Annotated in this window: 24 protein-coding genes and 1 riboswitch; of the genes, 18 read left to right on the top strand and 6 right to left on the bottom strand. The window is 44.8% G+C overall.

The features are described 5' to 3' along the window. Positions 1–151 precede the first annotated feature (151 nt). On the top strand, positions 152–610 hold the full coding sequence (locus tag BN1234_RS10310; protein WP_211751799.1) for a GNAT family N-acetyltransferase: 459 nt from the start codon (positions 152–154) through the stop codon (positions 608–610). 287 nt (positions 611–897) lie between these two features. Here BN1234_RS10310 and BN1234_RS10305 read toward each other — a convergent pair whose 3' ends face one another. From BN1234_RS10305 to ku, 4 genes are all read right to left on the bottom strand, one after another. Next, a complete protein-coding gene (locus tag BN1234_RS10305) occupies positions 898–1,794 on the bottom strand; it encodes a DUF2167 domain-containing protein (protein WP_054956571.1) in 897 nt (298 codons plus the stop codon). A 356-nt stretch (positions 1,795–2,150) separates the two neighbouring features. Beyond that, on the bottom strand, positions 2,151–3,047 hold the full coding sequence (gene ligD, locus BN1234_RS10300) for a non-homologous end-joining DNA ligase (RefSeq protein ID WP_054956570.1): 897 nt from the start codon (positions 3,045–3,047) through the stop codon (positions 2,151–2,153). After that, complete coding sequence (locus BN1234_RS10295; protein ID WP_245640144.1) at positions 3,044–3,961, bottom strand: ATP-dependent DNA ligase; 918 nt, start codon at positions 3,959–3,961, stop codon at positions 3,044–3,046. Before BN1234_RS10295 ends, ligD begins: the two co-directional genes overlap by 4 nt. Then, positions 3,961–4,890: a non-homologous end joining protein Ku gene (ku, locus tag BN1234_RS10290; RefSeq protein ID WP_054956569.1), complete on the bottom strand. Its 930-nt coding sequence runs from the start codon at positions 4,888–4,890 to the stop codon at positions 3,961–3,963. The genes BN1234_RS10295 and ku overlap by 1 nt, the downstream gene beginning before the upstream one ends. A gap of 181 nt (positions 4,891–5,071) precedes the next feature. Between ku and BN1234_RS10285 the strand changes: the two genes are divergently transcribed. From BN1234_RS10285 to tsaD, 5 genes are all read left to right on the top strand, one after another. Next, positions 5,072–5,254 (top strand): H-type small acid-soluble spore protein, encoded by a 183-nt coding sequence (locus BN1234_RS10285; protein ID WP_054956568.1) that lies wholly within the window; start codon positions 5,072–5,074, stop codon positions 5,252–5,254. Positions 5,255–5,473: 219 nt separating this feature from the next. Next, on the top strand, positions 5,474–5,965 hold the full coding sequence (tsaE, locus tag BN1234_RS10280; RefSeq protein ID WP_370733868.1) for a tRNA (adenosine(37)-N6)-threonylcarbamoyltransferase complex ATPase subunit type 1 TsaE: 492 nt from the start codon (positions 5,474–5,476) through the stop codon (positions 5,963–5,965). Then, entirely contained in the window at positions 5,958–6,749 is a 792-nt protein-coding gene (gene tsaB, locus BN1234_RS10275) for a tRNA (adenosine(37)-N6)-threonylcarbamoyltransferase complex dimerization subunit type 1 TsaB (protein WP_054956567.1), read from the top strand. The genes tsaE and tsaB overlap by 8 nt, the downstream gene beginning before the upstream one ends. A 19-nt stretch (positions 6,750–6,768) precedes the next feature. Further along, positions 6,769–7,293, top strand: coding sequence for a ribosomal protein S18-alanine N-acetyltransferase (gene rimI, locus BN1234_RS10270; RefSeq protein ID WP_054956594.1), 525 nt, complete (start codon positions 6,769–6,771; stop codon positions 7,291–7,293). Beyond that, positions 7,290–8,333, top strand: a complete 1,044-nt coding sequence (tsaD, locus tag BN1234_RS10265) for a tRNA (adenosine(37)-N6)-threonylcarbamoyltransferase complex transferase subunit TsaD (RefSeq protein ID WP_054956566.1) — start codon at positions 7,290–7,292, stop codon at positions 8,331–8,333. The genes rimI and tsaD overlap by 4 nt, the downstream gene beginning before the upstream one ends. A gap of 447 nt (positions 8,334–8,780) precedes the next feature. On the opposite strand, the gene BN1234_RS10260 is transcribed toward tsaD, so the two are convergent. Next, positions 8,781–10,730 carry an ABC-F family ATP-binding cassette domain-containing protein gene (locus BN1234_RS10260; protein WP_054956565.1) on the bottom strand — a complete coding sequence of 650 codons (1,950 nt, stop codon included), beginning with the start codon at positions 10,728–10,730 and terminating at the stop codon, positions 8,781–8,783. A gap of 186 nt (positions 10,731–10,916) precedes the next feature. On the opposite strand from BN1234_RS10260, the gene BN1234_RS10255 reads away from it, so the two are divergent. The 11 genes from BN1234_RS10255 to BN1234_RS10205 all read left to right on the top strand — a co-directional run bounded on the left by BN1234_RS10255 (position 10,917) and on the right by BN1234_RS10205 (position 21,693). Further along, the gene (locus BN1234_RS10255; protein ID WP_054956564.1) at positions 10,917–11,537 is read left to right on the top strand and encodes a 5-formyltetrahydrofolate cyclo-ligase; all 621 of its coding nucleotides are present in this window, start codon (positions 10,917–10,919) and stop codon (positions 11,535–11,537) included. Between the two features lie 4 nt (positions 11,538–11,541). Then, complete coding sequence (gene moaC, locus BN1234_RS10250; protein WP_054956563.1) at positions 11,542–12,018, top strand: cyclic pyranopterin monophosphate synthase MoaC; 477 nt, start codon at positions 11,542–11,544, stop codon at positions 12,016–12,018. Positions 12,019–12,100: 82 nt separating this feature from the next. Beyond that, the gene (locus BN1234_RS10245; RefSeq protein ID WP_054956562.1) at positions 12,101–12,586 is read left to right on the top strand and encodes a MogA/MoaB family molybdenum cofactor biosynthesis protein; all 486 of its coding nucleotides are present in this window, start codon (positions 12,101–12,103) and stop codon (positions 12,584–12,586) included. 195 nt (positions 12,587–12,781) lie between these two features. After that, positions 12,782–13,009 carry a twin-arginine translocase TatA/TatE family subunit gene (gene tatA, locus BN1234_RS10240; RefSeq protein ID WP_054956561.1) on the top strand — a complete coding sequence of 76 codons (228 nt, stop codon included), beginning with the start codon at positions 12,782–12,784 and terminating at the stop codon, positions 13,007–13,009. Positions 13,010–13,174: 165 nt separating this feature from the next. Then, positions 13,175–13,933, top strand: a complete 759-nt coding sequence (gene tatC / locus BN1234_RS10235; protein WP_370733876.1) for a twin-arginine translocase subunit TatC — start codon at positions 13,175–13,177, stop codon at positions 13,931–13,933. A 309-nt stretch (positions 13,934–14,242) separates the two neighbouring features. After that, the gene (gene groES, locus BN1234_RS10230; RefSeq protein WP_054956559.1) at positions 14,243–14,524 is read left to right on the top strand and encodes a co-chaperone GroES; all 282 of its coding nucleotides are present in this window, start codon (positions 14,243–14,245) and stop codon (positions 14,522–14,524) included. 61 nt (positions 14,525–14,585) lie between these two features. Continuing rightward, positions 14,586–16,214, top strand: a complete 1,629-nt coding sequence (gene groL / locus BN1234_RS10225; RefSeq protein WP_054956558.1) for a chaperonin GroEL — start codon at positions 14,586–14,588, stop codon at positions 16,212–16,214. A gap of 341 nt (positions 16,215–16,555) precedes the next feature. Beyond that, positions 16,556–16,657, top strand: a riboswitch (purine riboswitch). Between the two features lie 121 nt (positions 16,658–16,778). Next, complete coding sequence (locus BN1234_RS10220; RefSeq protein ID WP_054956557.1) at positions 16,779–17,930, top strand: BMP family lipoprotein; 1,152 nt, start codon at positions 16,779–16,781, stop codon at positions 17,928–17,930. Positions 17,931–18,057: 127 nt separating this feature from the next. Then, positions 18,058–19,590, top strand: a complete 1,533-nt coding sequence (locus BN1234_RS10215; RefSeq protein WP_054956556.1) for an ABC transporter ATP-binding protein — start codon at positions 18,058–18,060, stop codon at positions 19,588–19,590. Then, the gene (locus BN1234_RS10210; protein WP_054956555.1) at positions 19,583–20,734 is read left to right on the top strand and encodes an ABC transporter permease; all 1,152 of its coding nucleotides are present in this window, start codon (positions 19,583–19,585) and stop codon (positions 20,732–20,734) included. The genes BN1234_RS10215 and BN1234_RS10210 overlap by 8 nt, the downstream gene beginning before the upstream one ends. Then, positions 20,734–21,693, top strand: a complete 960-nt coding sequence (locus tag BN1234_RS10205) for an ABC transporter permease (RefSeq protein ID WP_054956554.1) — start codon at positions 20,734–20,736, stop codon at positions 21,691–21,693. Before BN1234_RS10210 ends, BN1234_RS10205 begins: the two co-directional genes overlap by 1 nt. A gap of 108 nt (positions 21,694–21,801) precedes the next feature. On the opposite strand, the gene BN1234_RS10200 is transcribed toward BN1234_RS10205, so the two are convergent. Then, positions 21,802–22,035, bottom strand: a complete 234-nt coding sequence (locus BN1234_RS10200; RefSeq protein ID WP_054956553.1) for a hypothetical protein — start codon at positions 22,033–22,035, stop codon at positions 21,802–21,804. 418 nt (positions 22,036–22,453) lie between these two features. Here BN1234_RS10200 and BN1234_RS10195 point away from each other — a divergent pair, with 418 nt between their 5' ends. Continuing rightward, the gene (locus BN1234_RS10195) at positions 22,454–24,052 is read left to right on the top strand and encodes a PucR family transcriptional regulator (RefSeq protein WP_054956552.1); all 1,599 of its coding nucleotides are present in this window, start codon (positions 22,454–22,456) and stop codon (positions 24,050–24,052) included. Positions 24,053–24,079: the final 27 nt, after the last annotated feature.

Below are 24,079 nucleotides of genomic sequence, written 5' to 3'. Positions count from 1 at the left end.
ATGGGAATTATCTTTTGCGAAAAATCGCATAGAGCTATAATAATAAAGTGGTGCAATGCGACTATATGAATGACTATTATCAAGGAGAACTGATTAGTTGAATTATTTACATTAAACATCATTAACTATATTTGGAAGGTGATATTTTTTGGTGGAGTTAAGAACAATTAATGAGGACAATTATGGTGAATGTTTAAACTTGCATACAACTGCTATCAATGAGGGCTTTGTAGACTCTGTAGCGTGGTCTTTAGCCGAAGCTTGGGTGCTTTATGATGGTGCACGCCCCTTTGCAATTTATGCCGATAATGTGATGGTGGGCTATGTTTTAATGTATATTGGCAATAACAACCCCCAAATCATAAATTTTATGATAGATAGCCGTTTTCAAAAAAGAGGCTATGGTTCAGTAGCGGCTAAGCTTTGTATTGATTATTTGTGTAAAGAATATAATGCAAGAAGGATTTCCTTATCGGTTAAACCAGAAAATAAAACTGCACAAAAATTTTGGAGTAACTTAGGTTTTGAACTAACAGATGATATGGAGAATGGTTATCTTTATATGCGGTTGTACATACCAAAAAAAATAGGGGTGAGTATACAAAAATAGAATTAATCTCTATAAGCGAGCGCGATTGTTTCATAAGCCTTCTGGTTTCACTAACGGGGGCTTTAGTGCAATAACGATTTATAGCGTATACAAAACAAACATAAATAACGTTCCCAAACGGAAGTTTGGGCGCACAATCAAAAGCGGCAAACGCTGTTAAATCAGTGTTTGCCGCTTTTTTGGTGGAAGGATTATTTATACATGCTTTTATGCACGTTTCTACAAAGATAGTCCCAGCAACAAGTTGAGCGTTATTCGAATTCCGGAGCGGTTTTGTTGTGAACCCGTTATATTACGGGGGGACCTGACTCGTTTGGTGACTGTGGAGGTGTTGAAGAAGGTTCCTCAGGCTGGTCTTTACGGCGTTTTAGTTTCATTCTGAGCCAGTTAATTCCTGTAACCACAACAGCAGCGATGACATACCAGAATTTCTTGAGCAGTAACAGAAATCCGAGTTTCTTGGCTGCCGCCAAGCCGGCGCCTCCAAGAATAAGTCCTGTTAATCCTGCCTCTGAAACTTTATCTTTTGATTCATCAAAATCCGCGTAGCCTTCGCCTGGAACTGGTGAAAATTTGGACAGAATCTCATTGGAAAGAATGTCTGCTGCCGCCTGTCGATTGTTAACATCACTGACGAGTATGATGCTTAAGAATCCCTCTCGAGTAAGCAATCTCATCTGGTAATTTACAAACGGATTTTTTTGGCTGTCCTCCAGCATGAGAGACCATGTGAGATTATGAGTTGCAGGATCATAGAATGGCTCAACATCCCATCCGGTTACAAAAATATGATTATTGGCTGGTCTTTCTTCATTGGCTGCTTCTGTGCCTTCGGTTATTTGTTTGAGGAGTTTGTCTGACTTTATTTTCTCTTTCTCTGCATTTTTGATATGGCCTGAATTTTCATAATCAAAATATACGAACCAGCTTTGATCCTCTGTGTTGGGACCGATCCCGGCCACTTCGTTTCCGGTCAATGTGTTTCCGTTTAACTTTGAAAACTCCTTAACGGCTTCTTGATCCAGGTAGAAGAATTTCTCGCCGAGTTCAATGGTTCCTACCTTGCCGATATCAACCTTGACGCCATCCCCGCCTTCGATAACATCGATGTTTCCTTCACTTGCTCCCGCAGTGGCGGGAAGTGCCAGCATAAGAGCAATTATTAAGCCTAAAACTCGTTTCACAATAATGTCCCCTTTTTTTCTAATTTCCCCCATAAACTTCGCACATCATATCACAGCTTTGCGCAATAGACTATATTTGGATACCCTTACATATTTTCTTCGCAAATGTGATAAAAATGTGATGATGTGAGGTACTAACGTTTAAGGAACATGGAATAAAATAGGTGATATTACCTATTAATCAAGGTTAATTTATATAGAAACGACATGAATCGTCATAATTCCTCGTAAGGTAACAGCAAGGAGCATGTTCAACAAGAAGTTACAAATGAAAAAAATGAGCGGAATTTCCCACTCATTCTCATCTCGATTCTGCATCAATATTGCATCTTCATTACATACTCGATATTCGAACCCTATCTGCGTCTGGATGACAAATGGCGCAGAATAGGTTCAAGCGGCTGGGGCGGGAGCATAGAAAGGAGATCTCCCTTTTCATGCAAACGCTCCTCAATGTTAAGCAGATGGAATTGGGAAGGTGAGACATTCTTAGATACCTCTTCCCAGGTTAGCGGAGTGGAGACGGTAGCGAGCGGCCGAGCTCTTGGCGTATAAGGGGCGGCTAGTGTTCTTCCGCTGTAGTGCTGGAGATAGTCGAAGTAGACTTTGTCACCCCTGTTTTTCTTAAGTCTTTCAATCGTGAACAGCTTCGGGTGCTTCTCGGTAACATACAGGGCTACAAAATGCCCAATGCTGCGAAGCTCGTCAAAAGTGACTCCTTCCGGAATCGGAACGATGATCTGGACACCTGTCGCCCCTGATGTTTTCGGAACAGAGGAGACGCCCAGCGAGCTAAGCACATCACCGACAATAGCAGCAGCTTCCATGATCCGCGGCTCTTCGGGCAGGGAAGGATCAAGGTCGATCATCCACTCGCAGGGAAGAGTGCTGCCTGCTAAATGAAGTGATGGATGAAATTCCAGTGCAGCCAAATTTCCAAGCCACAACAGCTCGGGAAGCCCGTTTAGCAGAACATAATTGATATCCTCATGCTGTGCTGTCTGAACAAAGGGCGGCGTGGGTTCCGGAGCATTCTTTTGATAGAAGAATTCCCCTGGAACGCCATGCGGATACCGGATCGTTGTAAGCAGCCTTCCCCGGCAATAGTGGAGCAGGAAGGGAGAGAGGGCAGCCAGCTTCTGCAAATACATGGCTTTCGTGATGCCTGCTTCCGGCCACAGCGGCTTATCCGGATTTGTAACTACGATTTCTTGTCCTTCGATGGTAAGTGTACCTTTGACATGTTTTCTCATGGTGAGTTCAGCCCTTCAATGTTTAGCAGCTTGGGGTGACGCATCATTCCATCCTGGCTCCACTCCAGAAAGGTTACTTGAACGGTTAAAGGTTGGCTTAACCACATGAGTGTCTCTTTTTTCAGATCGGAATGAAGCTTATCCCAGCGTGTTGTTCCTGTATGTCTTTCCGCATATTGGAGCAGATGCCGCTTCATTTGTTCATTTAATCCCAATGAGGCCCTGCCGATATAAACACCATCTTCACCGCATAGAACAAGACTTGCTACACGGCCATCCCGGATAATCATTGCGACGGCCTCCGTCCTCAGATGGACGGCTATTTTTTTCTTGTACCAGTCCTGATGCTTCTTTCCTTCGCGGTAAGGAGAGGAGAGGCGTTTGATCACAATGCCCTCCCAGCCCCGCTCCTCTGCCCAATTCCACAACTGATTTCCATCACTGAATAAGTCCGCGACCAGCAGGCCCGGCTTATTTGCAATAATCTCCTTAAGTCGTTGATGCCGTTCAATATAAGGCCGCTGTCTCAGGTCATCTTCACCGTCCATCAGAATGTCGAACAGGACATAGGTGAACAAGGGACCGTTTGAACTGACTGAACGTGAGCGTTCCCGCTGGAGGACCTTCTGAAATACGGGGCGACCCAGCTCCGGGTGAAAATAAACCACTTCACCGTCCAGAAGTAGCCGCTGCTTCGTTAACTCCGACAGGGAGTGGGCTATTTCAGGATATAAGGACGTTTTATCAAGCAGCTTGCGGGATACTAGGGTTACTTTACCCGCTTCAAGGAGAGAGAGAATGCGTACACCGTCCCATTTCAACTGGAATCCCCATTCACTTCCTGAGGGAATTGTGTCCGTTGCAATGGGAGCCATGGGCTCTCTGGGGAGAAGCTGTTTTAATCCGGTCATCATCAGGAAATGGTATCCGTCTTTTTGGCTTTTGCCGTGCGGCGCTTCGGCTTGGGAGCAGCCGTGTCAGGCGCTTCACCGCTTACTTTGGCAACCGCTTCCTTCGCAGTGGTCTTACGTGTGGTTTTTCGCGGCTTCGGCGTTATTCCCGGGTCGGTTGGAATCGGCTTAACAGCTTCAATGCTTGCTTGAAGAGCGGCCATGAGGTCAACGACGTTCGTTTCCTGACGGGCTGGAGCGATTTTCACTTCTTCTCCGGCGACTTTGCTTGAGATCATATCAAGCAGGCGTTCACGGTAATCATCTGTATATTTTCCAGGCTCAAAGGGAGAAGACAGCTGATCGATCAGCATACGTGCCATCGTCAGCTCTTTATCATTGACTACAGCATTCTCCGGCAGGTTGGGAACCTGAGAAACGGGGCGGATCTCATCCGGATAAAATATGGTCTCAATCGCCAGGCACTCCTCGATCACACGAATGGCCGCCATGCTGCTCTTGGAGCGGATTGCAATTTTGGCAATGCCGATTTTGCCGGATTGTCTCATTGCCTCCAGCAGAAGCCGGTAGGCATTGGCTCCTGCCTGATCAGGAGATAAGTAATAGGTCTTTTGGAAATAAATAGGGTCAATTTCCGTCAAATCTACAAAATCGAGAATCGTAATATTTTTATTGTTCTGCTCTGACAGCTGCTCCAGTTCTTCCTTTTCAAAGAGAACGAACTTTCCTTTTTCGTATTCATAGCCCTTATTAATCTCATCCCAGCCGACTTCCTCCTCACAGACCGGACATTTTCGGACATAAGAGAGCGGGCTGCCGCACCGTTTGTGTACGTATTTCATTGAAATGTCCTTATCCTCGGTGGCGGAGAACATTTTGACGGGAACATGGACAAGTCCGAAGCTGATAGCACCTTTCCAGACCGTATGCATCTATGATTCCTCCCTATCATTTTTCTAATTAGTTTGCCCAAAAAAAGATTCTGTATAAGTTTTATCTATTTGCATAAATACATGGCCTTCGTGGCATATTGACCTTGGACACACGACCGTACGCGGTAATAAAGATGGATGAGATACTGCGAATTTCAATGACAGATAAGGAGAATAGCTGATGGATATGGAGCGCGCCTGGAGCATTTTTAAATCGGAGGATACATTTAAGGTGAAGCTGGAAGGCGAGCCTGTGTGGATTGAGCATATTGACCAAGCAAACGGCATGGCGACTGTACAGGTTGGATCAAGACCAACGAATACGGTTACGGTAAATGTGGAGCGTCTGGAAGAAGGCGAATAGTGGGCAGATGACAGATCGATAGATACACCTGTTCTTCGGAATAGCGCCTGAATTGGCGCTTCCCCGTGAGCAGGTGTTTTTTTGATGTGTGTACATGATCGGTCATTTAGAGGCTCGGAGGTACTGTCTCCTGCTTCCCTTGCGGCTTCGCGGGGAGACCGATATAATTAAGGACAAGTTAATTCAGACGATGGTAATGTCTAAAAGGTGGGTATACAGGTGACAGAAAGCGGTTATGATTTCCGTTACATGTCCAATAATCCGGCGGATACGGAACGACTTGCTGCATGGCTTGCAGAACGTTCGAAGCCGGGAACGGTTATTGGCCTGGACGGCGACTTGGGAGCAGGGAAGACGGCATTTTCCCAAAGTTTTGCGAAGCACCTTGGTGTTCGCGGTGTGGTGAACAGCCCTACATTTACAATTATTAAAGAATATGAGGGGCGGCTGCCTCTTTATCATATGGACGTGTACCGTTTATCTATGGATGAAGCGGATGAGCTTGGACTTGATGAGTATTTTTTCGGTGACGGAGTTTGTCTTGTGGAATGGAGCAGTCTGATTACGGAGCTGCTTCCTGAGAATTATTTGCATATATCGATAGAAACGACCGGCTTATCAGAGCGGACCATCAGAATCAAAAGCTATGGTGAGCCTTACGGCGAGTGGTGCCGTGACTTGAATGAAAATGGGGTAAGCATGAATGAATAATCAGAATACGAAGCCGCGGCAGCGGTTTTTGGCGTTGGATTCGGCTACAGCCTCGCTGGCGGTTGCTGTGATGGAGAACATGGAGCTGATGAAAGAGATCAATGCGAGCGGAGAACGCAATCACTCTGTGCATATGCACCCGGTCATTGCCCGTGCTGTGGAAGAAGCGAATTTAACGATAGAGGATATCGACGGTATTGCTGTTGGTGTTGGACCTGGATCCTATACAGGTGTTCGAATGGCTGTGACTGCAGCCAAGACACTGGCATGGGCGAAGAAGATTCCTGTGGTCGGAGTATCAAGTCTTCATGCTTTGGCGTGGGGAGGGCTTGTCTCTGGTCAGAAGAACTCGCCAATTGAAGGGGAGCAGCATTGGATTATTCCGCTCCTTGATGCTAGAAGAGGCCAGGCTTATACCGCGCTGTTCGTTAGCGGAGCACAGGCAGAAGCTAACGTACCGAACCGGCTGGAACCGGATGCGATTCGGCTCATGTCGGCCTGGATCGATACGTTATCTGACCGTTTGAAATCGCTCAAGGAAGAAGAGCGTCCTGCCTCAATCTGGTTTACCGGAGATGTAGAGATACACACCGAGGCAGCGAAGCGTCTGAGTGAAGTCTATCACGGACCGCTGAACATTCTGCCATATGAGCTTGAGGGCCGCTGGGTCGGACGATTAGGGGCTGAGCAATTGCTCAGGGGAGTATCGGACGAAGTCCATACACTCGTACCTAACTATACACAGCTTTCGGAGGCGGAAGCGAACCTGCTGCGCAAGCGGTGAAGGGAGCGAAGAATTGATTATGGATCAGGAGAACGGAGTACAAGCTAATGAGCAGGGATTGACCTTCCGGCTCATGACTTTGGAAGACATTCCGGACGTTATGGTCGTAGAGCATGACGCATTTACCCTTCCTTGGACAGAGGAAGCATTCCAGAATGAACTGAAAATGAATCATTTTGCACGTTATATGGTGATGGAATATGAAGGCCGTACGATTGGATACGCAGGGATGTGGACGATTGTTGATGAAGCGCATATTACTAATATCGCTTTATTGAGTGCGTACCGGGGACGGAAATGGGGAGAACTGCTCCTCGGCGAGCTGATGAGGACTGCCGCATTTCTTGGAATGGAGCGTATTACTCTTGAGGTCCGGGTAAGCAATGAGGTAGCGAAGCGTTTATATACCAAAAAAGGATTTATGCCTGCAGGCATCCGCAAAGGATATTATTCGGATAATGGTGAGGATGCGCTGATTATGTGGGCGGATTTGCCCAAATATCATGAGGACGAGGGCGGGGAAGGAAGAGAAGCTTTATCATGAATGAACAGAACATAGAGCAGCACAGCTTAATACTTGCCATTGAAACCAGCTGTGATGAAACTTCGGTTGCGGTTGTAAAAGACGGGCATGAGGTGTTATCAAGCGTCATTGCAAGCCAGATCGAAACGCACAAGGCTTTCGGCGGGGTGGTGCCTGAGGTGGCTTCACGCAAACATGTAGAGAGCATCACGATGATCGTTGAGGAAGCTGTTGAAGAAGCAGGCATTGATATGCAGGACTTGTCCGCAATAGCAGTTACCCAGGGACCGGGTCTTGTCGGTGCATTACTGGTCGGCGTTGTGGCTGCCAAAAGCTTGGCTTATGCGCTTGGTAAACCGCTGATTGGTACCCATCATATTGCAGGGCATATTTATGCAAATCGAATTGTAGGGCCGATTGAATATCCGTGTATGTCTCTTGTTGTATCCGGAGGTCATACTGAACTTGTATACATGAAATCGGAAGGGCATTTTGAGGTTATTGGGCGGACACGCGACGATGCTGTCGGCGAGGCTTACGATAAAGTGGCACGTGCACTAGGTTTCCCTTATCCTGGTGGGCCCCACGTAGATAAGCTGGCGCTTGAAGCAGAGGAAGCTGTGACACTTCCACGTGCTTGGCTTGAGGCCGATTCGTATGATTTCAGCTTCAGCGGGCTGAAATCAGCTGTGTTAAATGTGGTCAATCAGAGTAAGATGCGCGGCGAAGAGGTTCAAACCGGTGAGATAGCCCGGGGTTTCCAGCAATCAGTGACCGAGGTGCTGGTTGAAAAAGCGGTACGCGCAGTAAAGGCTTATGGAGCGAAGCAGCTCCTTCTCTGCGGAGGGGTAGCAGCGAACCGCGGCTTGCGCCAGCTTCTTAAGGAACGCTGTGAGGTAGAGAGCATTCCTCTGACCATTCCACCACATAAGTACTGCACGGATAATGCAGCAATGATCGGGGCTGCAGCTCATTTGAAATGGAAACAGGGAGTACTGACACCGCTTGATATGAAGGCGGATCCTCAGCTGTCACTGGAGGAATGGGCTTTAAACGTATAGAAATAGCTTAATAATATAATGATCAGCTACTAAAAAAGGCCGCCTTCTCGATGTAATAGAAGGCGGCCTAATTATTATACATAAACTAGTTTCGCATAAATGAATCTTTACATATGTCAAGTTGTGGACAAGGTTATCCACATACCCCCTTCGAAATGTGCGTAGATTCAAAAAACATGGATGAATTCTAGCTTTGAAAGCGGTTGAGAAAAGAGGGCAGAATTTTCAAAAAAATCTGTTGAAACTGTGGATAATGTGCATAAGTTAGTGGATAAACTTGGTTGTTTTTGTTAAATGGCTTGTTTTCTAACAAAAAAATGGCCCTGAGGGCCATTTCCTTATCTTACTTATGCACTGAAACTGGGGATAAGTCTGTGTATAAGTCTGGCGGTGATAAAATGCTATTTTGTGAAAATTTCAAGTTTTTTTGTAGAATGAGCACGTTTTCTATTCAAGCAGTGATTCCCATTCCGTAAAAATCTCTTCGAGTTGAGATTTTTTGGCATCCGCAACTTGCTGACGCTCCTGGAGCGCCATGTAGTCCTGATATATTTCAGGAAGAGCCATTTCTTCTTCCAGCTTGGCAATTTCTTCTTCCAGCGAATGGATTTGCTCTTCCAGGCTGGCAAGCCTGCGCTGTCTGTTTCTCTCTTCACGTTTTGCTTGTTTATCGGCTTCAAAAGAGGAGGCACCTTGCTTCTCGGCAGGGGGCTCGTTAACAATCTCCTGCTTGACTCCTGGACGGGCGAACGGTTCAGAAGGCTCGTTACCCATCTCGTCGATTTCCTGCATTTTATCTGTATAATCATCGTAATTACCCAGGAAATGCTGAACTCCGTCCGGATGCAGCTCCACAATGCGTTCTGCCATTTTGTTCAAGAAATAACGGTCGTGAGAAATGAAGAACAGTGTGCCTTCGTAATCCATCAGCGCCGATTCAAGCACTTCTTTACTGAATAAATCCAGATGGTTCGTCGGTTCATCCAGAATGAGCATATTGGCTTCTAGCAGCATAAGTTTTGCCAGGGATACACGTGCTTTTTCCCCGCCGCTTAAAGCGCTGATCTTCTTCAGCACATCTTCCCCGCTGAACAGGAAATTACCAAGCACGGTACGGATACGCGCTTCCTCCATATGAGGATAGGTGCTCCACAGTTCCTCCAGCACGGTATTTTTCGGATTCAGTTCGGATTGCTCCTGATCGTAGTAACCGAACTTGACCTTCGTTCCCCACTGAATGGTACCGGAGGCTGGCTTCATAGTACCCATCAAGCATTTGAGTAATGTGGATTTACCAATTCCGTTCGGACCGATCAGGGCGACCGTTTCTCCCCGGCGGAGATCAAAGGATACGTTCTGGAACAAGGGGTGGCCTGGCTCGAAGGCAACGGACAGATCCTTGACCTGCAGCACTTCCTTACCGGACATATACTCAACCTCGAAGGAGAAGTGGGCTTTTTTCAGATCCCCCATCGGTTTGTCCATGCGTTCCATCCGGTCCAGCGCTTTACGCCGGCTCTGTGCACGCTTGGTGGTAGAGGCCCGTACGAGATTGCGCTGGATAAAGTTCTCCATGCGTGCGATCTCATCCTGCTGTTTCTCATATTGTTTCATCTGTGTTTCATATTCCGCAGCCTTCAGCTCAATATACTTGCTGTAATTTCCTGTGTACCGCTTGGATTGGTGCCGTTCAATTTCCACGATCGTTGTGACAAGGCGATCAAGGAAGTAACGGTCATGGGATACAACGAGCAGAGCGCCCGAATACCCGCGGAGATAATCTTCCAGCCAGGTTAACGTTGCTATGTCCAGGTGGTTCGTAGGCTCATCCAGCATAAGCAGGTCAGGGGCCTGAAGGAGAATTCGCGCCAGCGCCAGACGTGTCTTCTGTCCGCCGCTTAAAGTGGAGATCGGTGTGTCTGGTGAGAAGGTTCCGAACCCCATCCCGTGGAGAATGCTGCGGATGCGCGTCTCCATTTCGTAACCGCCGTGATCCTTGAACCAGTCGGAGCGATGAGCATATCGCTCAAGAAGATCTTGATAACGTTTAGGATCTTCGCTTGAAGCCGGGTCGGCAATCTGCTCCTCCATCTGCCGAAGCTCCCGCTCGGTCTCGATCAGAGGGGTGAATACGTCCAGCATTTCCTCCCAAATGGTGCGATCCGATTGCAGGCCGCTATTTTGCGCCAAATAACCGATTGTTGTTTCTTTTGCTTTAAATATTTGTCCCCCGTCGTATGACAGCTCTCCGGCTAAAATCTGAAGCAGCGTGGATTTACCAGCGCCGTTAACGCCGACAAGTCCAATTCGCTCGCGCTCCAGCACCTGCAGGTTAATGCCGTCCAGCACAGGAGTGACTCCGTATAATTTCGTTATGCCATTCGCTTGCAGCAGCATGAGAATAAAAACCTCCATCTATATATAGTTCAATGTTTCATCGTTCGATTCAGATGATGATAACGTAAGTTTACATGAAAAATGTTAAACAAGCGACCAAATGAAGGTGACTTCCGGCATTCTTGGCGAAAGGAAGGAACAATGGTAAACTAAACTTAATTATATGCAGGAGAGGAAATACCGGATATGAATATTTCTGTATCCAAGTCTGAACTGCGTGCACACCAGGTTTCTCTCAGAGATTCCATTGCTGACCCCATTCGTGCAGAGCATTCCGCGAAGGCATGCCGCCATGCAGCTGATTTAATGGTATCAACTCGCGCGGAGAGCATGCTCGCGTATGTTCCATTTCGTTCCGAGCTAGACACATGGCCGTTGATCAGATGGGGATGGAGGAACGGCATGGACGTCTTGGTGCCGAAAAGCCTTAAGGACAACAGAGTGATGGAGCTGTACTATCTTCAAAGCCCGGATGAACTGGTGAAGGGAACATATGGCATCTTGGAACCGGATCCCGTTCGCGCGAAGAAATGTCCGGAGGATGTTGTTCCGGGCATGATATGGGTTCCAGGACTGGCCTTCGATACCATGGGAGGCAGGCTTGGCTATGGAGGCGGCTATTATGATCGTCTTCGTGATCGCATGCTGCATGCGGGGAAGGTTCAAGAATGGAAAGCACCTTTGTGGATTGGACTCGGATATGGAGTACAGTTAATTGATCACGTGCCTATGGAATGTCATGACTTGCGTCTGGACGGGCTCATAACAGAGAATGGATACCTGCAGTCTGGATTTAGCGGAAGGTGATGGAATGGAGCTTAGTCATTTTAATGAGCAGGGAAGGGCAAGAATGGTAGATGTGAGTGATAAAGACATTACATCCCGGACTGCCACCGCAGTAACGACTGTCAAGATGTATCCGGAGACACTTCGCCGTATAATTGAAGGCGGAATTGAAAAAGGCGATGTGCTTGCGGTAGCGCAGGTAGCGGCTATTATGGCTGCCAAGAAAACATCGGATTGGATCCCGATGTGCCACCCGCTTCCGCTTACGGGTATTAACGTGGAATTCGGCAATAATGGCAGGGATGAACTTTATATAGAAGCAACCGTAAAAACAACGGGCAAGACCGGAGTTGAGATGGAAGCTCTGACCGCCGTATCTGCAGCAGCTTTAACCGTATACGATATGTGCAAGGCCATGCAGAAGGATATGGAGATTGGTCCGACCAAGCTGCTTCGCAAAACAGGAGGCAAGAGCGGAGATTATATGAATGAAGGAAAGTAGCGGGAATCATTAATTCATCTTTCCGTGATTAAATATTGAATATAGAAGTAAGAATCGGCAAAAGGGGAAGGAGAGGGTACTCATGTTATGGAAGACGGCGATCCTGACGGCGAGCGATAAAGGCTCGCGGGGGGAACGCGAGGATACGAGCGCCCAGGTCATCCGAGAACTGATTGAAGAGGAATTGGGCGGCGAAATTATTGAATACCGGATTGTGCCTGACGAAGAAGATGAGATCACCGCAGCGTTGATTGAGCTAACGGATTACTTTCAAGTAGACCTGGTATTAACAACCGGGGGAACCGAATTGGCTGCTCGCGACGTAACCCCTGAAGCTACAAAGCGTGTGGTGGAGCGTGAAGTTCCGGGTATCGTAGAGGCGATGAGAGCTTCTGTCATGCAAAAGAATCGGAGTGCCATGTTATTTCGCGGGGTATGCGGAATTCGGGGACAGACTTTGATTCTCAATTTACCGGGTTCTCCAAAAGGCGTGCATGAGAATCTTGCAGCTATTATGGATCAACTGCCAGAAGCACTCCTCATGGTTACAGGACAATACCGCGAGTAAGGGGAATACAGGCTATAAAGGGATATTTGTACAGAAAATGTTCATTTTTCCGTACTATTTATGTGATTTTTCTTATGGTATGATGACTGTATATATGTTATTTGGCTGATTTTTCTAAAATGAAGCTATATCCTAATTTGATGGCGTCTTGATTGCTTTTGAGCTGCTTCAAATAGGACAAGGAGGAGAAGAGGTATGGGTCCAATCGGGGTTCCGGGTATTATTTTGCTCGTCATCTTAGCATTGCTGCTGTTCGGACCGAACAAGCTGCCTGAGCTTGGACGTGCTGTAGGCAGAACGTTCCGTGAGTTCAAGGACGGAGCACGTGAGATTATGGAGGATGAGCCGGCTTCCAAGAAGAAAGAAGCTCCTCAACAGGTTGCAGCGCAGCCGAAGGCTGAAGATAAGCGTCTTCCGGAATAAATGCGTGAATTGATTTACCCTCCTGCGGGAGGGATTTTATTTAAGTTGGTTCATCCAAGTTTGTGCAATTAGTTTAATAGAAACGGTACTCTTTCGGTAAAGATACGCCGTTTCTTCTTGTGCTGCCGGGATACAGATGAGGTGATATCTAGCGTGTCGGAGAAAATGGAAGAGATGGCGCTTGTGGAGCACCTGGGTGAGCTTCGCAAGCGAATCTTTATTGTTCTTGTCGTATTTGTGGGCGGATTGATTGCCGGCCTGTTTATAGCCGAGCCGATCTACAAGTATCTTACAGAATCGGAGCAGGCTAAGAATTTTCAACTGAATGCTTTCTCTTTCTGGGATGGTATCGGGATCTATATGAAGATTGCTGCTCTATTCTCGCTTGTGATTTCCGTTCCGTTTATTTTTTATCAGGTTTGGGCGTTCGTAAAGCCGGGACTGCGCAAACATGAACAGAGAGCCGCTGCGCGTTATGTTCCATATGCATTTATTCTATTTATCTTGGGAACCTTGTTTGGATACTACATCGTCTTCCCGATGACCCTCCACTTTACAACGTCTATTACGCAGAGTATGGGGCTGCAGGAGACGTACGGGATTACGAATTATTTTAACTTTATGTTCAATCTAGTGCTGCCTCTCGCTCTCTTGTTTGAACTTCCGCTGATTGTCATGTTCCTGACGAAGATCCGGATTCTAAATCCGCTGCGGCTGAAGAAAATGCGTCGTTTGGGATATTTTGCTCTCGTATTTGTAGCAGTCATTATCACGCCGCCGGACTTTATTTCAGATTTTCTGGTTTCTATTCCGCTGCTGCTTCTGTATGAATTCAGTATATTCCTTTCATCAATTGTTTATCGTAAGCAGCTGGAGGCCGATATGGAGCTGGAGAGCCGCTATATCCGTACAGATGAAGACTAGCACTGAAGTGGAATACATATCGAATAAATCAAGAGTACCCGCTCCACGGGTGCTCTTTTTTTTGAACTTGCGGCACTCAGAAACAGGCATAAAATGAAAAGTGGTGGATAGAATGGAGAGAGGAGTCTGGAGGACAACCTCAATTTAGCAATCTGATTAAAAGTTATCAAAAAATAAAGTAAAGGACTTGAAATTTTCAGGCAACTTGAGTATCATAAAATTGGTTGTTAGCACTGACGATGGTCGAGTGCTAATACATAAAGTTTTGAACAAGAACACCACAATATATTATTAAGGAGGCTATTTTTCATGATCAGACCTTTAGGTGAACGCGTATTGGTTGAACCAATTGAACAAGAAGAAACCACGGCATTCGGGATCGTGCTTCCGGACTCCGCTAAAGAAAAGCCGCAAGAAGGTAAAGTTATCGCAGTAGGCAGCGGTTCTTTGAAAGACGGTGTGCGTGTAGCTTTGGAAGTGAAAGAAGGCGACCGTGTTATTTTCTCCAAATACGCTGGAACAGAAATCAAATACGAAGGTAAAGAATATTTGATTATGAAAGAAAGCGACATCCACGCGATCTTGGGTTAATTCACAACCTGAATATAAGAATGCTGAAATTTTCATAATCCATTAGGAGGTATGTAATATCATGGCTAAAGATATTAAGTTTAGTGAAGACGCCCGCCGCTCCATGCTCCGCGGTGTTGATGCATTGGCAGACGCAGTTAAAGTAACGCTCGGTCCTAAAGGCCGTAACGTTGTATTGGAAAAGAAATTCGGAAGCCCGCTCATCACAAATGACGGTGTAACGATTGCTAAAGAAATCGAGCTGGAAGATGCATTCGAGAACATGGGTGCACAGCTTGTTAAGGAAGTAGCTACGAAGACTAATGATGTTGCCGGTGACGGTACAACAACTGCAACAGTTCTTGCTCAAGCAATGATCCGTGAAGGTCTGAAAAACGTAACTGCAGGCGCTAACCCTATGGTTATCCGTAAAGGTATCGACAAAGCGGTTCGTGCAGCTGTAGAAGAGCTGAAGAGCATTTCCAAAACAATCGAAGGCAAACAGTCCATCGCTCAAGTTGCTGCGATCTCTGCAGCAGACGATGAAGTGGGTCAACTGATTGCTGAAGCTATGGAAAAAGTGGGTAAAGACGGTGTTATCACGGTTGAAGAATCCCGCGGTTTCCTGACTGAGCTGGAAGTTGTAGAAGGTATGCAATTTGACCGTGGCTACATCTCCCCATACATGATTACTGATACAGATAAAATGGAAGCTGTTCTTGAGAATCCATACATCCTGATCACAGATAAGAAGATTACGAACACGCAAGAAATCCTGCCAATCCTTGAGAAGATCGTTCAACAAGGCAAGGCACTCGTTCTGATCGCTGAAGACATTGAGGGCGAAGCTCAAGCTATGCTGATCGTGAACAAGCTTCGCGGAACATTCAACGCTGTAGCTGTTAAAGCTCCTGGCTTTGGTGACCGTCGTAAAGCAATGCTGCAGGATATCGCTGCATTGACTGGTGGTCAAGTGATCACTGAGGAATTGGGTCTTGACCTGAAATCCGCTACAATTGATCAATTGGGTACTGCTCGTCAAGTGCGTGTAACGAAAGAAAACACAATCATCGTGGACGGCGCTGGTAACAAAGAAGACATCGCTGCTCGCGTGAAGCAAATCCGTAACCAACTCGAAGAAACAACTTCCGAGTTCGATAAAGAGAAGCTGCAAGAGCGTCTGGCTAAACTGGCTGGCGGTGTAGCCGTAGTTAAAGTCGGCGCAGCAACGGAAACAGAATTGAAAGAGCGCAAGCTTCGCATTGAAGATGCTCTGAACGCAACTCGCGCTGCAGTTGAAGAAGGTATCGTATCCGGTGGTGGTACTGCACTCGTGAACGTATACAAAGCTGTTGCAGCAGTTGAAGCACATGGCGATGAGAAGACAGGCGTGAACATTGTTCTGCGTGCTCTTGAAGAGCCAATCCGCACAATCGCTGCGAACGCAGGTCAAGAAGGTTCCGTTATCGTTGAGCGTCTGAAGAACGAGCAAGTTGGCGTAGGATACAACGCGGCAACTGGCGAGTGGGTGAACATGTTCGAAGCAGGTATCGTTGACCCTGCTAAAGTAACTCGTTCCGCTCTTCAAAACGCTGCATCCGTAGCAGCTATGTTCTTGACTACTGAAGCGGTAATCGCTGATAAGCCAGAACCAGCAGCTCCTGCAGGTCCAGACATGGGCGGCATGGGTGGAATGGGCGGCATGATGTAATAAGGGTTAAAAACCTTATTGTATCAAGTTATTTTAGGGTAAGAGGATCAATCTATCCCCTTTTCATCCCCTACAAATTGAGGAATGTGTTAAGCAGAGAGGCTGCTCATAAGTTCACTGGACTTATGAGCAGCCTCTTTTTTTGGCTTTATTAATCCACAGTATAAATCGCTAACATGTAATAATTCGGAAAAATGCACTTGTTTTCCTCATCATTCTTCAAATCCATATGATAATCAATTCCTTTTCAATCCGTTTCCGAACATTGAATGTGATTTCCAAATATAACATACGTGTTTATTGTTGACGATGGGAATATCCCATGTTACTATGGCTTCTGTAAAAATTAAAATATTTATTCTCGTATAATGTTGGGGATATGGCCCGAAAGTTTCTACCAAGCTACCATAAATAGCTTGACTACGAGGTTAGGTAATATACGGATTTAACTTATGCTTTTTTCATTATCTACCTTCCTGAAGTCAAGCACCGGTGCAACTCGGTGCTTTTTAATTTTTACAAAAACAACAATTCAACAAGATTAACTGAGGGGGACCATGAGTAATGAAAAAAAGTACAAAAAATATAGCAGTTGTTTTAATCCTTGCTTTGATGACTGTTGTTATGGCAGCATGCGGAAACAATGCAAATGAAGCAAATGAAGCAAATTCCGGAGCAGGTAAAGACGGACTGAAAATTGCCATTGTTACAAGTCCTTCCGGCGTTGATGATGGCAACTTTAATGAAGATAACTATAACGGAATTTTGAACTTTATCAAAAATCATCCAACAGCAACTGTAAAGGCTGTGAGAGAGGAAACGGGTGATCCTGCTGCTGCTGTACAAGCTGTTGCTGATATTGTGGCAGATTATGATGTTATTATAACCCCAGGGTTTCAATTTGCCGGAGTTTCCAGCATCGCTCTAGAAAATCCTGACAAAACATTTATCTTAAATGACGCTGAGCCTTCACCTGTAGGTGATCAAAAAGATTTCGACAATGTATATGCCATGAATTTCGCGGAACAAGAAAGTGGCTTTTTTGCAGGCATGGCTGCAGCTCTTGAAACAAAATCAAATAAAGTAGCGGTCGTAAATGGCATTGCTTATCCTTCCAATGTAAATTATCAGTTTGGTTTTGAATCAGGGGTAAATTACGTTAACAAGGTTTATGGGAAAAACGTCGAAGTTGTTGAATTATCAGGTTATGCAGGAACGGATGTAACAGGTGCAGATGTGGGCGGTAACTATGCAGGCTCTTTTGCAGATGAAGCAACAGGTAAAGTAATCGGAAATGCATTGATCAATAAAGGTGTAGATAGAATCTTTGTGGCAGCAGGCGGCACGGGTAATGGTGTCTTTACAGCGGTTAAGGAAGCTAAAGGCGATGTTAAAGTAATTGGCGTGGACGTTGACCAATATGATGATGGTGCAAATGGCTCTGAAAATATCGTGTTAACATCTGCTGTAAAATTCATGAGTATGAATGTTGAAAAGGCATTAAATACTATTGTTGATGGAAGCTTTAAAGGCGGAAACGTAGTCCTTCATGCAGACACTGACTCAACTGGTTTCATCAAAGAAGAAGGACGTCATCAATTATCAGAGGATACATTAAATAAAATGAATGAGGCATACGAGTTAGTGAAGGATGGCAAAATCGTTCCAGCTTCTAACTTTAATGGCCATACACCAGAAAAGTTTCCAGGACTTTAATTTAAATATAGAAACACAATCGTGAAATGAACCTTAGAAGTTTATCATTCCCTGCTCTAGGATTTATGAGGGGATGATGAACTTCTAAATTTTTCTTTCCTGCTTATTGGGATGAAGGAGGAGAAAGATGTCTGATTTTATTGTAGAAATGAAACATATAACCAAACGCTTCCCAGGAATAGTGGCGAATGATGATGTATCCATTGATATAAAAAAAGGAGAAATTTTCGCCTTGCTTGGAGAGAATGGAGCGGGTAAATCCACGTTGATGAGTATTCTGGGCGGCATGTACGAGCCGGATGAAGGAGATATTTATATTCGCGGGGAGAAGGTACAGATCAGTTCGCCTAACCATGCGGCAAAGCTTAACATAGGAATGGTCCATCAGCATTTTAAGCTAGTCTCTGATTATACGATTACAGAGAATATTACCTTAGGAGTTGAGCCAATCAAAAAATTTGCAGGGCTCTTTCCATATGTGGATATTCGAAATGCTAATCGAAAAATTGAAGAGCTGTCCAAAAGCTTTGGCTTAGAAGTGGATCCTACGAAGAAAATAGCTGACCTAAACGTTTCCATGCAGCAGCGGGTGGAAATTCTGAAGGTGCTTTATCGTGAAGCTGAAATCCTTATATTTGATGAACCGACTGCAGTCTTGACGCCACAAGAAATTGAGTTCTTGCTGGGGATTATCAAAGGTCTGCGAGACGGCGGGAAAACCATCATCCTGATCACGCATAAGCTGGAAGAAATCAAAAAAGTGGCTGACCGATGCGCTGTACTGAATAAAGGCAGATTAGTGGATGTGCTGGATGTAAAGACGACGTCGGTTAATCATATGGCTCAATTAATGGTGGGCAGAGAGGTAAGCTTTGAAGCTGAGAAAGTGCCTGCCCGGTTTAAAGAGGAAATACTGAAAGTAGAGCATCTAACCATTAAGAATGAAGATGGATTTGAAGTGGTGAAAGACGTATCCTTTGCCATACGCAGCGGCGAGATATTTGCTATTGCTGGAGTCGCAGATAACGGCCAAGTCGAAATCGCTGATGCTATTGCAGGATTGACCAAGGTCAGCAGTGGGAAAATACTACTTCAGGGCAAGGACATTACGTATGAAAGTATAAGAAACAGAACAGAAGCTGGAATATCCTATATCCCTGAAGATCGACAAAGCTTTGGGCTGTTTTTGGATTTTGATTTATCTACGAATTTAGCATTAAAGCAGTACTATAAGGAGCCCTTTTCCAAGAAGGGGATTTTGAATAAAGAGGGATTTGAGCAATCTGGCAGGAAATTGATCGATAAATACGATATTAGAAGCGGACAAGGCGTCAAAACGCAAGTTCGTTCGATGAGCGGCGGTAACCAGCAAAAGGCGATTATTGCACGCGAAATCGAATTGCAGTCGCCGCTCATGATATTCGTTCAGCCAACACGGGGAGTCGATATTGGTGCGATCGAAAATATTCATAAGATGATGATTCAAGAACGGGATCGCGGAAAAGCGATTCTACTCATTTCACTGGAATTGGATGAAATTATGAATGTGGCAGATACCATAGGAGTTATATATAACGGTCAACTTCAAAAAATCGCCGGAAGTGATTCATTAACGACGAATGAAGTCGGCGAATATATGATGGGGGCAAAGCATGAGTAAAGATAAACAAAAGAAAACCTTAAGTAATCGTCTTATTCGGCCAATAAGGAATGAGAAATGGCAATCGATCTCCATACCGTTAGTCTCCATAATCCTAAGTTTTATTGCGGCGGCTATCGTTATCCTTTTAATCGGCAAAAATCCTCTGCAGGCGTTTTATAATTTATTCCAAGGGGCAGGGATCTTGCCTAAGCCTTCTTATGCAGGCTATAAGAGCATACTGACTGATTTCTTGAGTTTGCTGAACGCCATGACGCCGCTTGTGTTTGCCAGCTTGGCAGTCACTGTTGCCTTTAGAGCAGGCCTGTTTAATATTGGGGTTGCCGGCCAAATGCTCGTCTCCGGCTTTTTTGCGACAATCATTGTTGGCTATAGTGGTTTGGATGCAGTAATCGCAAAGCCGCTTGTTTTACTGATCGGAATCGTCGCCGGGGGACTCATGGGAGGATTAGTAGGGTGGCTAAAATATAAATTTAACATTAATGAAGTCGTATCGACGATTATGTTGAATTATATTGCTCAATATGTCATTAGCTTTTTTATTCAAATGTATTATATTGATCCTGTCTCAAGGCAGTCCCGGTATATTTCCGAAGCAGCAAGATTAACGCTAGTGAATGTCGAAGCAGCTAACCTGAAGATGGACATCCCAATCGGTTTTATTTTGGCTATGATTACCGCTGTTTTAATCAAGTTTGTTATGGACAAAACGGTGGTTGGCTTTGAAATGAAGGCGGTAGGCTCCAACCGGAATGCAGCAAAGTATGCGGGAATTAATGTAGGAAGAAATACAGTCCTAGCCATGGTTATTTCAGGTGGTTTGGCTGGTCTTGCCGGTGTCACTTACTATTTAGGCTATTACTCCTCCATCCAACCCAAAGTATTATCAAGCATCGGCTTTGATTCCATTGCTGTATCCCTATTAGGGAACTCTCATCCAATTGGTGTTGTTTTTTCATCATTTTTAGTATCGATTATTGAACAGGGAAGCACATATATGAGTTCACAGGCAGGAATCAGACAAGAAATTTCTTCGGTGATCGTCGGGTTAATCCTCTTGTTTAGTGCATGTGGAGGATACTTGAAATATAAAATCAGCCGTCTGAAGGAAAATGAAGCGGGCCGGAAGGAGAGTGAAGCATAATGGATACAATAATTATGGATGGTTTATCCTTTGCTCTGCCTCTTTTTATCATTGCTATAGGCGGTATATATAGTGAAAAGAGTGGCATTACCAATCTAGCACTTGAAGGCTTTCAAGGCTTTGGGGCATTCATCGGAGCGCTGTCGGCTGTTTTGATCGCAAATGCTCTTGGCACAGATGTTCAAAACCTGTTTTATGTAGCGCTGCTGTTTGCGATGATTGGCGGAATGGCTTTTTCCATTATTCATGCTGTATTATGCATTAAGTTTAGGGCAGATCAAGTGATCAGTGGTGTCGTAATAAATATACTGGCGCTCGCGCTAACCACTTTCTTAACGACACAAATCAATGCACTTGTCTTTGGATCGGCATCGGACAAGTTCCGATTAGGAGTCATGGAGCGGTTTACAATCGGCGGTTTATCCGAAATACCCGTAATCGGCGCGGTCTTTACGAATGTGTATCCATTCGAAGTGATTATCATCGTGATTGCCTGTTTTGCTTGGTATCTGTTATATAAAACAAAATATGGCATGCGATTAAGAGCGTGCGGCGAAAATCCCCATTCAGTTGATGCAGCAGGTGTAAATGTATCGAAAATCAGGTTTTCTGCCGTTTTAATATCAGGTCTGTTATCAGGTCTGGGCGGTATGTGCTTTGCCTATTCGATTTCAGCTAACTTTTCGTCCAGCATTTATATGGGATATGGCTTCTTGGCCATTGCTGCATTAATTTTTGGTAACTGGAGAATTCTCCCTACTTTAGCTGCTTGTCTTTTATTTGGTTTTGCAAAATCCGGGGGAGCTTTCATAGCTCAGTCAATGGCATTACCAAGCAGCTTCACGGATTTATTCATGATTTTACCGTATGTATTGACGTTATTGTTATTAATCTTTTTCTCTAAATCCAACCGCGCTCCGAGAGCATTAGGTGAAATTTATGACAAAGGAAAGAGATAAATAAATATCGATGATTTAGAGGCATCTCATTGGTTCTCCGAACTTTTGAGCTGTCTCTTTCTACTATCAATACAACAAAAAGCTGCCTTATGGGCAGCTTTTTGTTAATTACATCCCGTTTTCCCCTTTTTGAATCCATTCGCCGAACTGCTTCATGGCTTTCTCGCTGTGCACGTATTTATACTTCTTGCCGTCTTCATAATGAAAAATCGCCGCGCTATCCTCGTCGCCTTCGATTTCGGATGAGATCGATAGGATACGTTCAACGTCGAGCAGCTTGAAGTTGCCCTGGTCGTCTTCAGCCGGTATGGCTTGTTGCTTTGCTTCTTCTTCCATGTTCATGATGCAGCCTCCAAAATTCCGTTTGGTCTTATTGTACCCGAAAGGAGAATGATTTGCATTTGGGATGTGGTTAAGACGTAAGCATTGGATTTTTTACGACGTAATCCAAACATCTGATGAATTCCAAGTGTTATATTCTTATAACAATAAATTGACGATACCAAGGAGGGCTTATGGTACAAGATAATGAATTTGAAGAGCTCAAAGAGCGGTTAGAGAATGTTGAGAGGCAACTTAAGCATAGATCAAAAAACACGAAAGCAATAAAAAGGGTGCTTATCGCAATCCTCGTTGTTTTTCTTTTGTTAACGACCGTTGGAATTCTTCAATTTATAAGCTATTAGATGAAAATATAGCATAAAATGCTAAAATGAAATAAGATATTTATTAATTTACTACATTAGATAACACAGAAGAAGTGGTGAGGAAACATGGGATAACTGTACAGGATATGCTGCAACTGCCTTCTTTTCGTGGGGCGAAGGTGCTAACCGGAAAAAATAGCCTTCACCGTACCATCTCCTCTTTATCTGTCCTGGAGGTTTCCAATGCGGATTATTCCTCCCGAATCGTGCATTCGGTTCAAGATGAGTGGTATGCGGAAGAGATTGTGATCAGCTCGTTTTATTCCATTAAAGACAGTGTTGAGAAGCAGTGCGAAGCCATTGAATATCTGCATGGTCTTGGTGAAGTGGGACTGATTTTATATTATGTTGGAATCATTATTCCGGAAGTGGCTGAAGAGGTGCTGCAGTTAGCAGAGTCGAAGGATTTCATCATCATCTGCATGCCGGAGAATGATTTTTCGCTTCGTTATAACGAAGTTATCTATGAGGTCATGGAAGCAATTGTTCTGAAAAACCAGACGATCAATGATAACTTTGTGAATGAAGCATTAGAAAAAGTATCACTGCTGCCTGAACACTCACGGAGCGTAGAAATCACCCTTAAATTCCTGTCTGACAGGCTGAAAACGAACCTTATTCTGACCAACACGAATATGGAAATCGTGAATCAGGTGATGTGGCCTCGGAATTCAACGCTGGATGTGGCTCATCTGATTGAGAAGCAGGCTCCTTATCTAGTGAATGGGTCGAGAGGCCAAGCGGACGATCATTCAGATTGCTTTATGGAGTGCAAAACAGTTCATCAGAAAAACGGAGAAGCACTTTATTTATTTCTGATTAAAGAGAACACGAAATTACCTGCAAAGACCGTTGATAAAACCTGTGAGGTGGTGCAGGTGGCAATCAATTTATGGGGAGATAAGCATAACGAGGTTAGCGAATACGCCTTGGTAAAAGCCATTATTAACGATGAAAGCGAAAAAATGCGGAGACTGGCTCAACTTCTCCATATTGATGTCTCTTCGATCCAAATGATGTGGTTGATCGAAATTCAAGACCTGTCCCTAGAGAAGCTTATCCGCGAAGAACTGGAAGAGCATCTGTTCAAATATTACAAAACAGCGCTCATTCAAACGATCGACCATTGTGTAATTGCTCTTATGGGAAATTGCTCTTACAAGTACAACGAGTATGAAATTGCTGCCGAATATATCGATACAACGAATTTCTTCCCGGTGATCTCAGAAATGGTCTATGCGCCCAGAATGAGAAATACACAAGATGTAAGGCGCATGTACCGGCTTGTGAACAATATTGGGCGGAAGGTCCATCTCATTTATGAACATCGCAAATTATTTACGGCAGCCGAGATTCGTTCGATGAAGCAGGCCATTGATTTAAGTGTGCAGGGAGAGGAAACTCTTGAAGAATATATGGCCGTTATTGATCCGATAATAAACGAGCCGGATTCAATCAAGACACTGATGACCTTTTTGTTAGATGCAAGAGGGAATTACGATGAATGCGGGAAAATGCTGTTTGTCCATAAAAACACTGTAAAATATCGGATCAAAAAGATCAGTGAAGCTATTGGCTATGATATAACCGTCAACTCCGAATCCTATGATGTTTACATCGCTTGCATGATTTATCGACTCATAATCAGCTGACATGATCCGTAACTTTTGTCCAAAAGA

It is taken from the genome of Paenibacillus dakarensis (assembly GCF_001373415.1).
Classification (GTDB): domain Bacteria; phylum Bacillota; class Bacilli; order Paenibacillales; family Paenibacillaceae; genus Paenibacillus_AQ; species Paenibacillus_AQ dakarensis.
The sequence above is the reverse complement of the archived record's forward strand: the minus strand, read 5'-3'. Positions and strand labels throughout refer to the sequence as shown.

Bases quoted from the DNA above. Each gene is read 5' to 3' on its own strand.
- ku (WP_054956569.1), bottom strand. From the start codon at position 4,890: ATGCATACGGTCTGGAAAGGTGCTATCAGCTTCGGACTTGTCCATGTT.
- BN1234_RS10220 (WP_054956557.1), top strand. From the start codon at position 16,779: ATGAAAAAAAGTACAAAAAATATAGCAGTTGTTTTAATCCTTGCTTTG.
- groES (WP_054956559.1), top strand. From the start codon at position 14,243: ATGATCAGACCTTTAGGTGAACGCGTATTGGTTGAACCAATTGAACAA.
- BN1234_RS10285 (WP_054956568.1), top strand. From the start codon at position 5,072: ATGGATATGGAGCGCGCCTGGAGCATTTTTAAATCGGAGGATACATTT.
- tsaD (WP_054956566.1), top strand. From the start codon at position 7,290: ATGAATGAACAGAACATAGAGCAGCACAGCTTAATACTTGCCATTGAA.
- groL (WP_054956558.1), top strand. From the start codon at position 14,586: ATGGCTAAAGATATTAAGTTTAGTGAAGACGCCCGCCGCTCCATGCTC.
- rimI (WP_054956594.1), top strand. From the start codon at position 6,769: ATGGATCAGGAGAACGGAGTACAAGCTAATGAGCAGGGATTGACCTTC.
- tatA (WP_054956561.1), top strand. From the start codon at position 12,782: ATGGGTCCAATCGGGGTTCCGGGTATTATTTTGCTCGTCATCTTAGCA.
- BN1234_RS10205 (WP_054956554.1), top strand. From the start codon at position 20,734: ATGGATACAATAATTATGGATGGTTTATCCTTTGCTCTGCCTCTTTTT.
- BN1234_RS10260 (WP_054956565.1), bottom strand. From the start codon at position 10,730: ATGCTGCTGCAAGCGAATGGCATAACGAAATTATACGGAGTCACTCCT.
- BN1234_RS10210 (WP_054956555.1), top strand. From the start codon at position 19,583: ATGAGTAAAGATAAACAAAAGAAAACCTTAAGTAATCGTCTTATTCGG.
- BN1234_RS10215 (WP_054956556.1), top strand. From the start codon at position 18,058: ATGTCTGATTTTATTGTAGAAATGAAACATATAACCAAACGCTTCCCA.
- ligD (WP_054956570.1), bottom strand. From the start codon at position 3,047: ATGAGAAAACATGTCAAAGGTACACTTACCATCGAAGGACAAGAAATC.
- BN1234_RS10295 (WP_245640144.1), bottom strand. From the start codon at position 3,961: ATGATGACCGGATTAAAACAGCTTCTCCCCAGAGAGCCCATGGCTCCC.
- BN1234_RS10200 (WP_054956553.1), bottom strand. From the start codon at position 22,035: ATGAACATGGAAGAAGAAGCAAAGCAACAAGCCATACCGGCTGAAGAC.
- BN1234_RS10245 (WP_054956562.1), top strand. From the start codon at position 12,101: ATGTTATGGAAGACGGCGATCCTGACGGCGAGCGATAAAGGCTCGCGG.
- tsaB (WP_054956567.1), top strand. From the start codon at position 5,958: ATGAATAATCAGAATACGAAGCCGCGGCAGCGGTTTTTGGCGTTGGAT.
- BN1234_RS10255 (WP_054956564.1), top strand. From the start codon at position 10,917: ATGAATATTTCTGTATCCAAGTCTGAACTGCGTGCACACCAGGTTTCT.
- moaC (WP_054956563.1), top strand. From the start codon at position 11,542: ATGGAGCTTAGTCATTTTAATGAGCAGGGAAGGGCAAGAATGGTAGAT.
- tatC (WP_370733876.1), top strand. From the start codon at position 13,175: ATGGAAGAGATGGCGCTTGTGGAGCACCTGGGTGAGCTTCGCAAGCGA.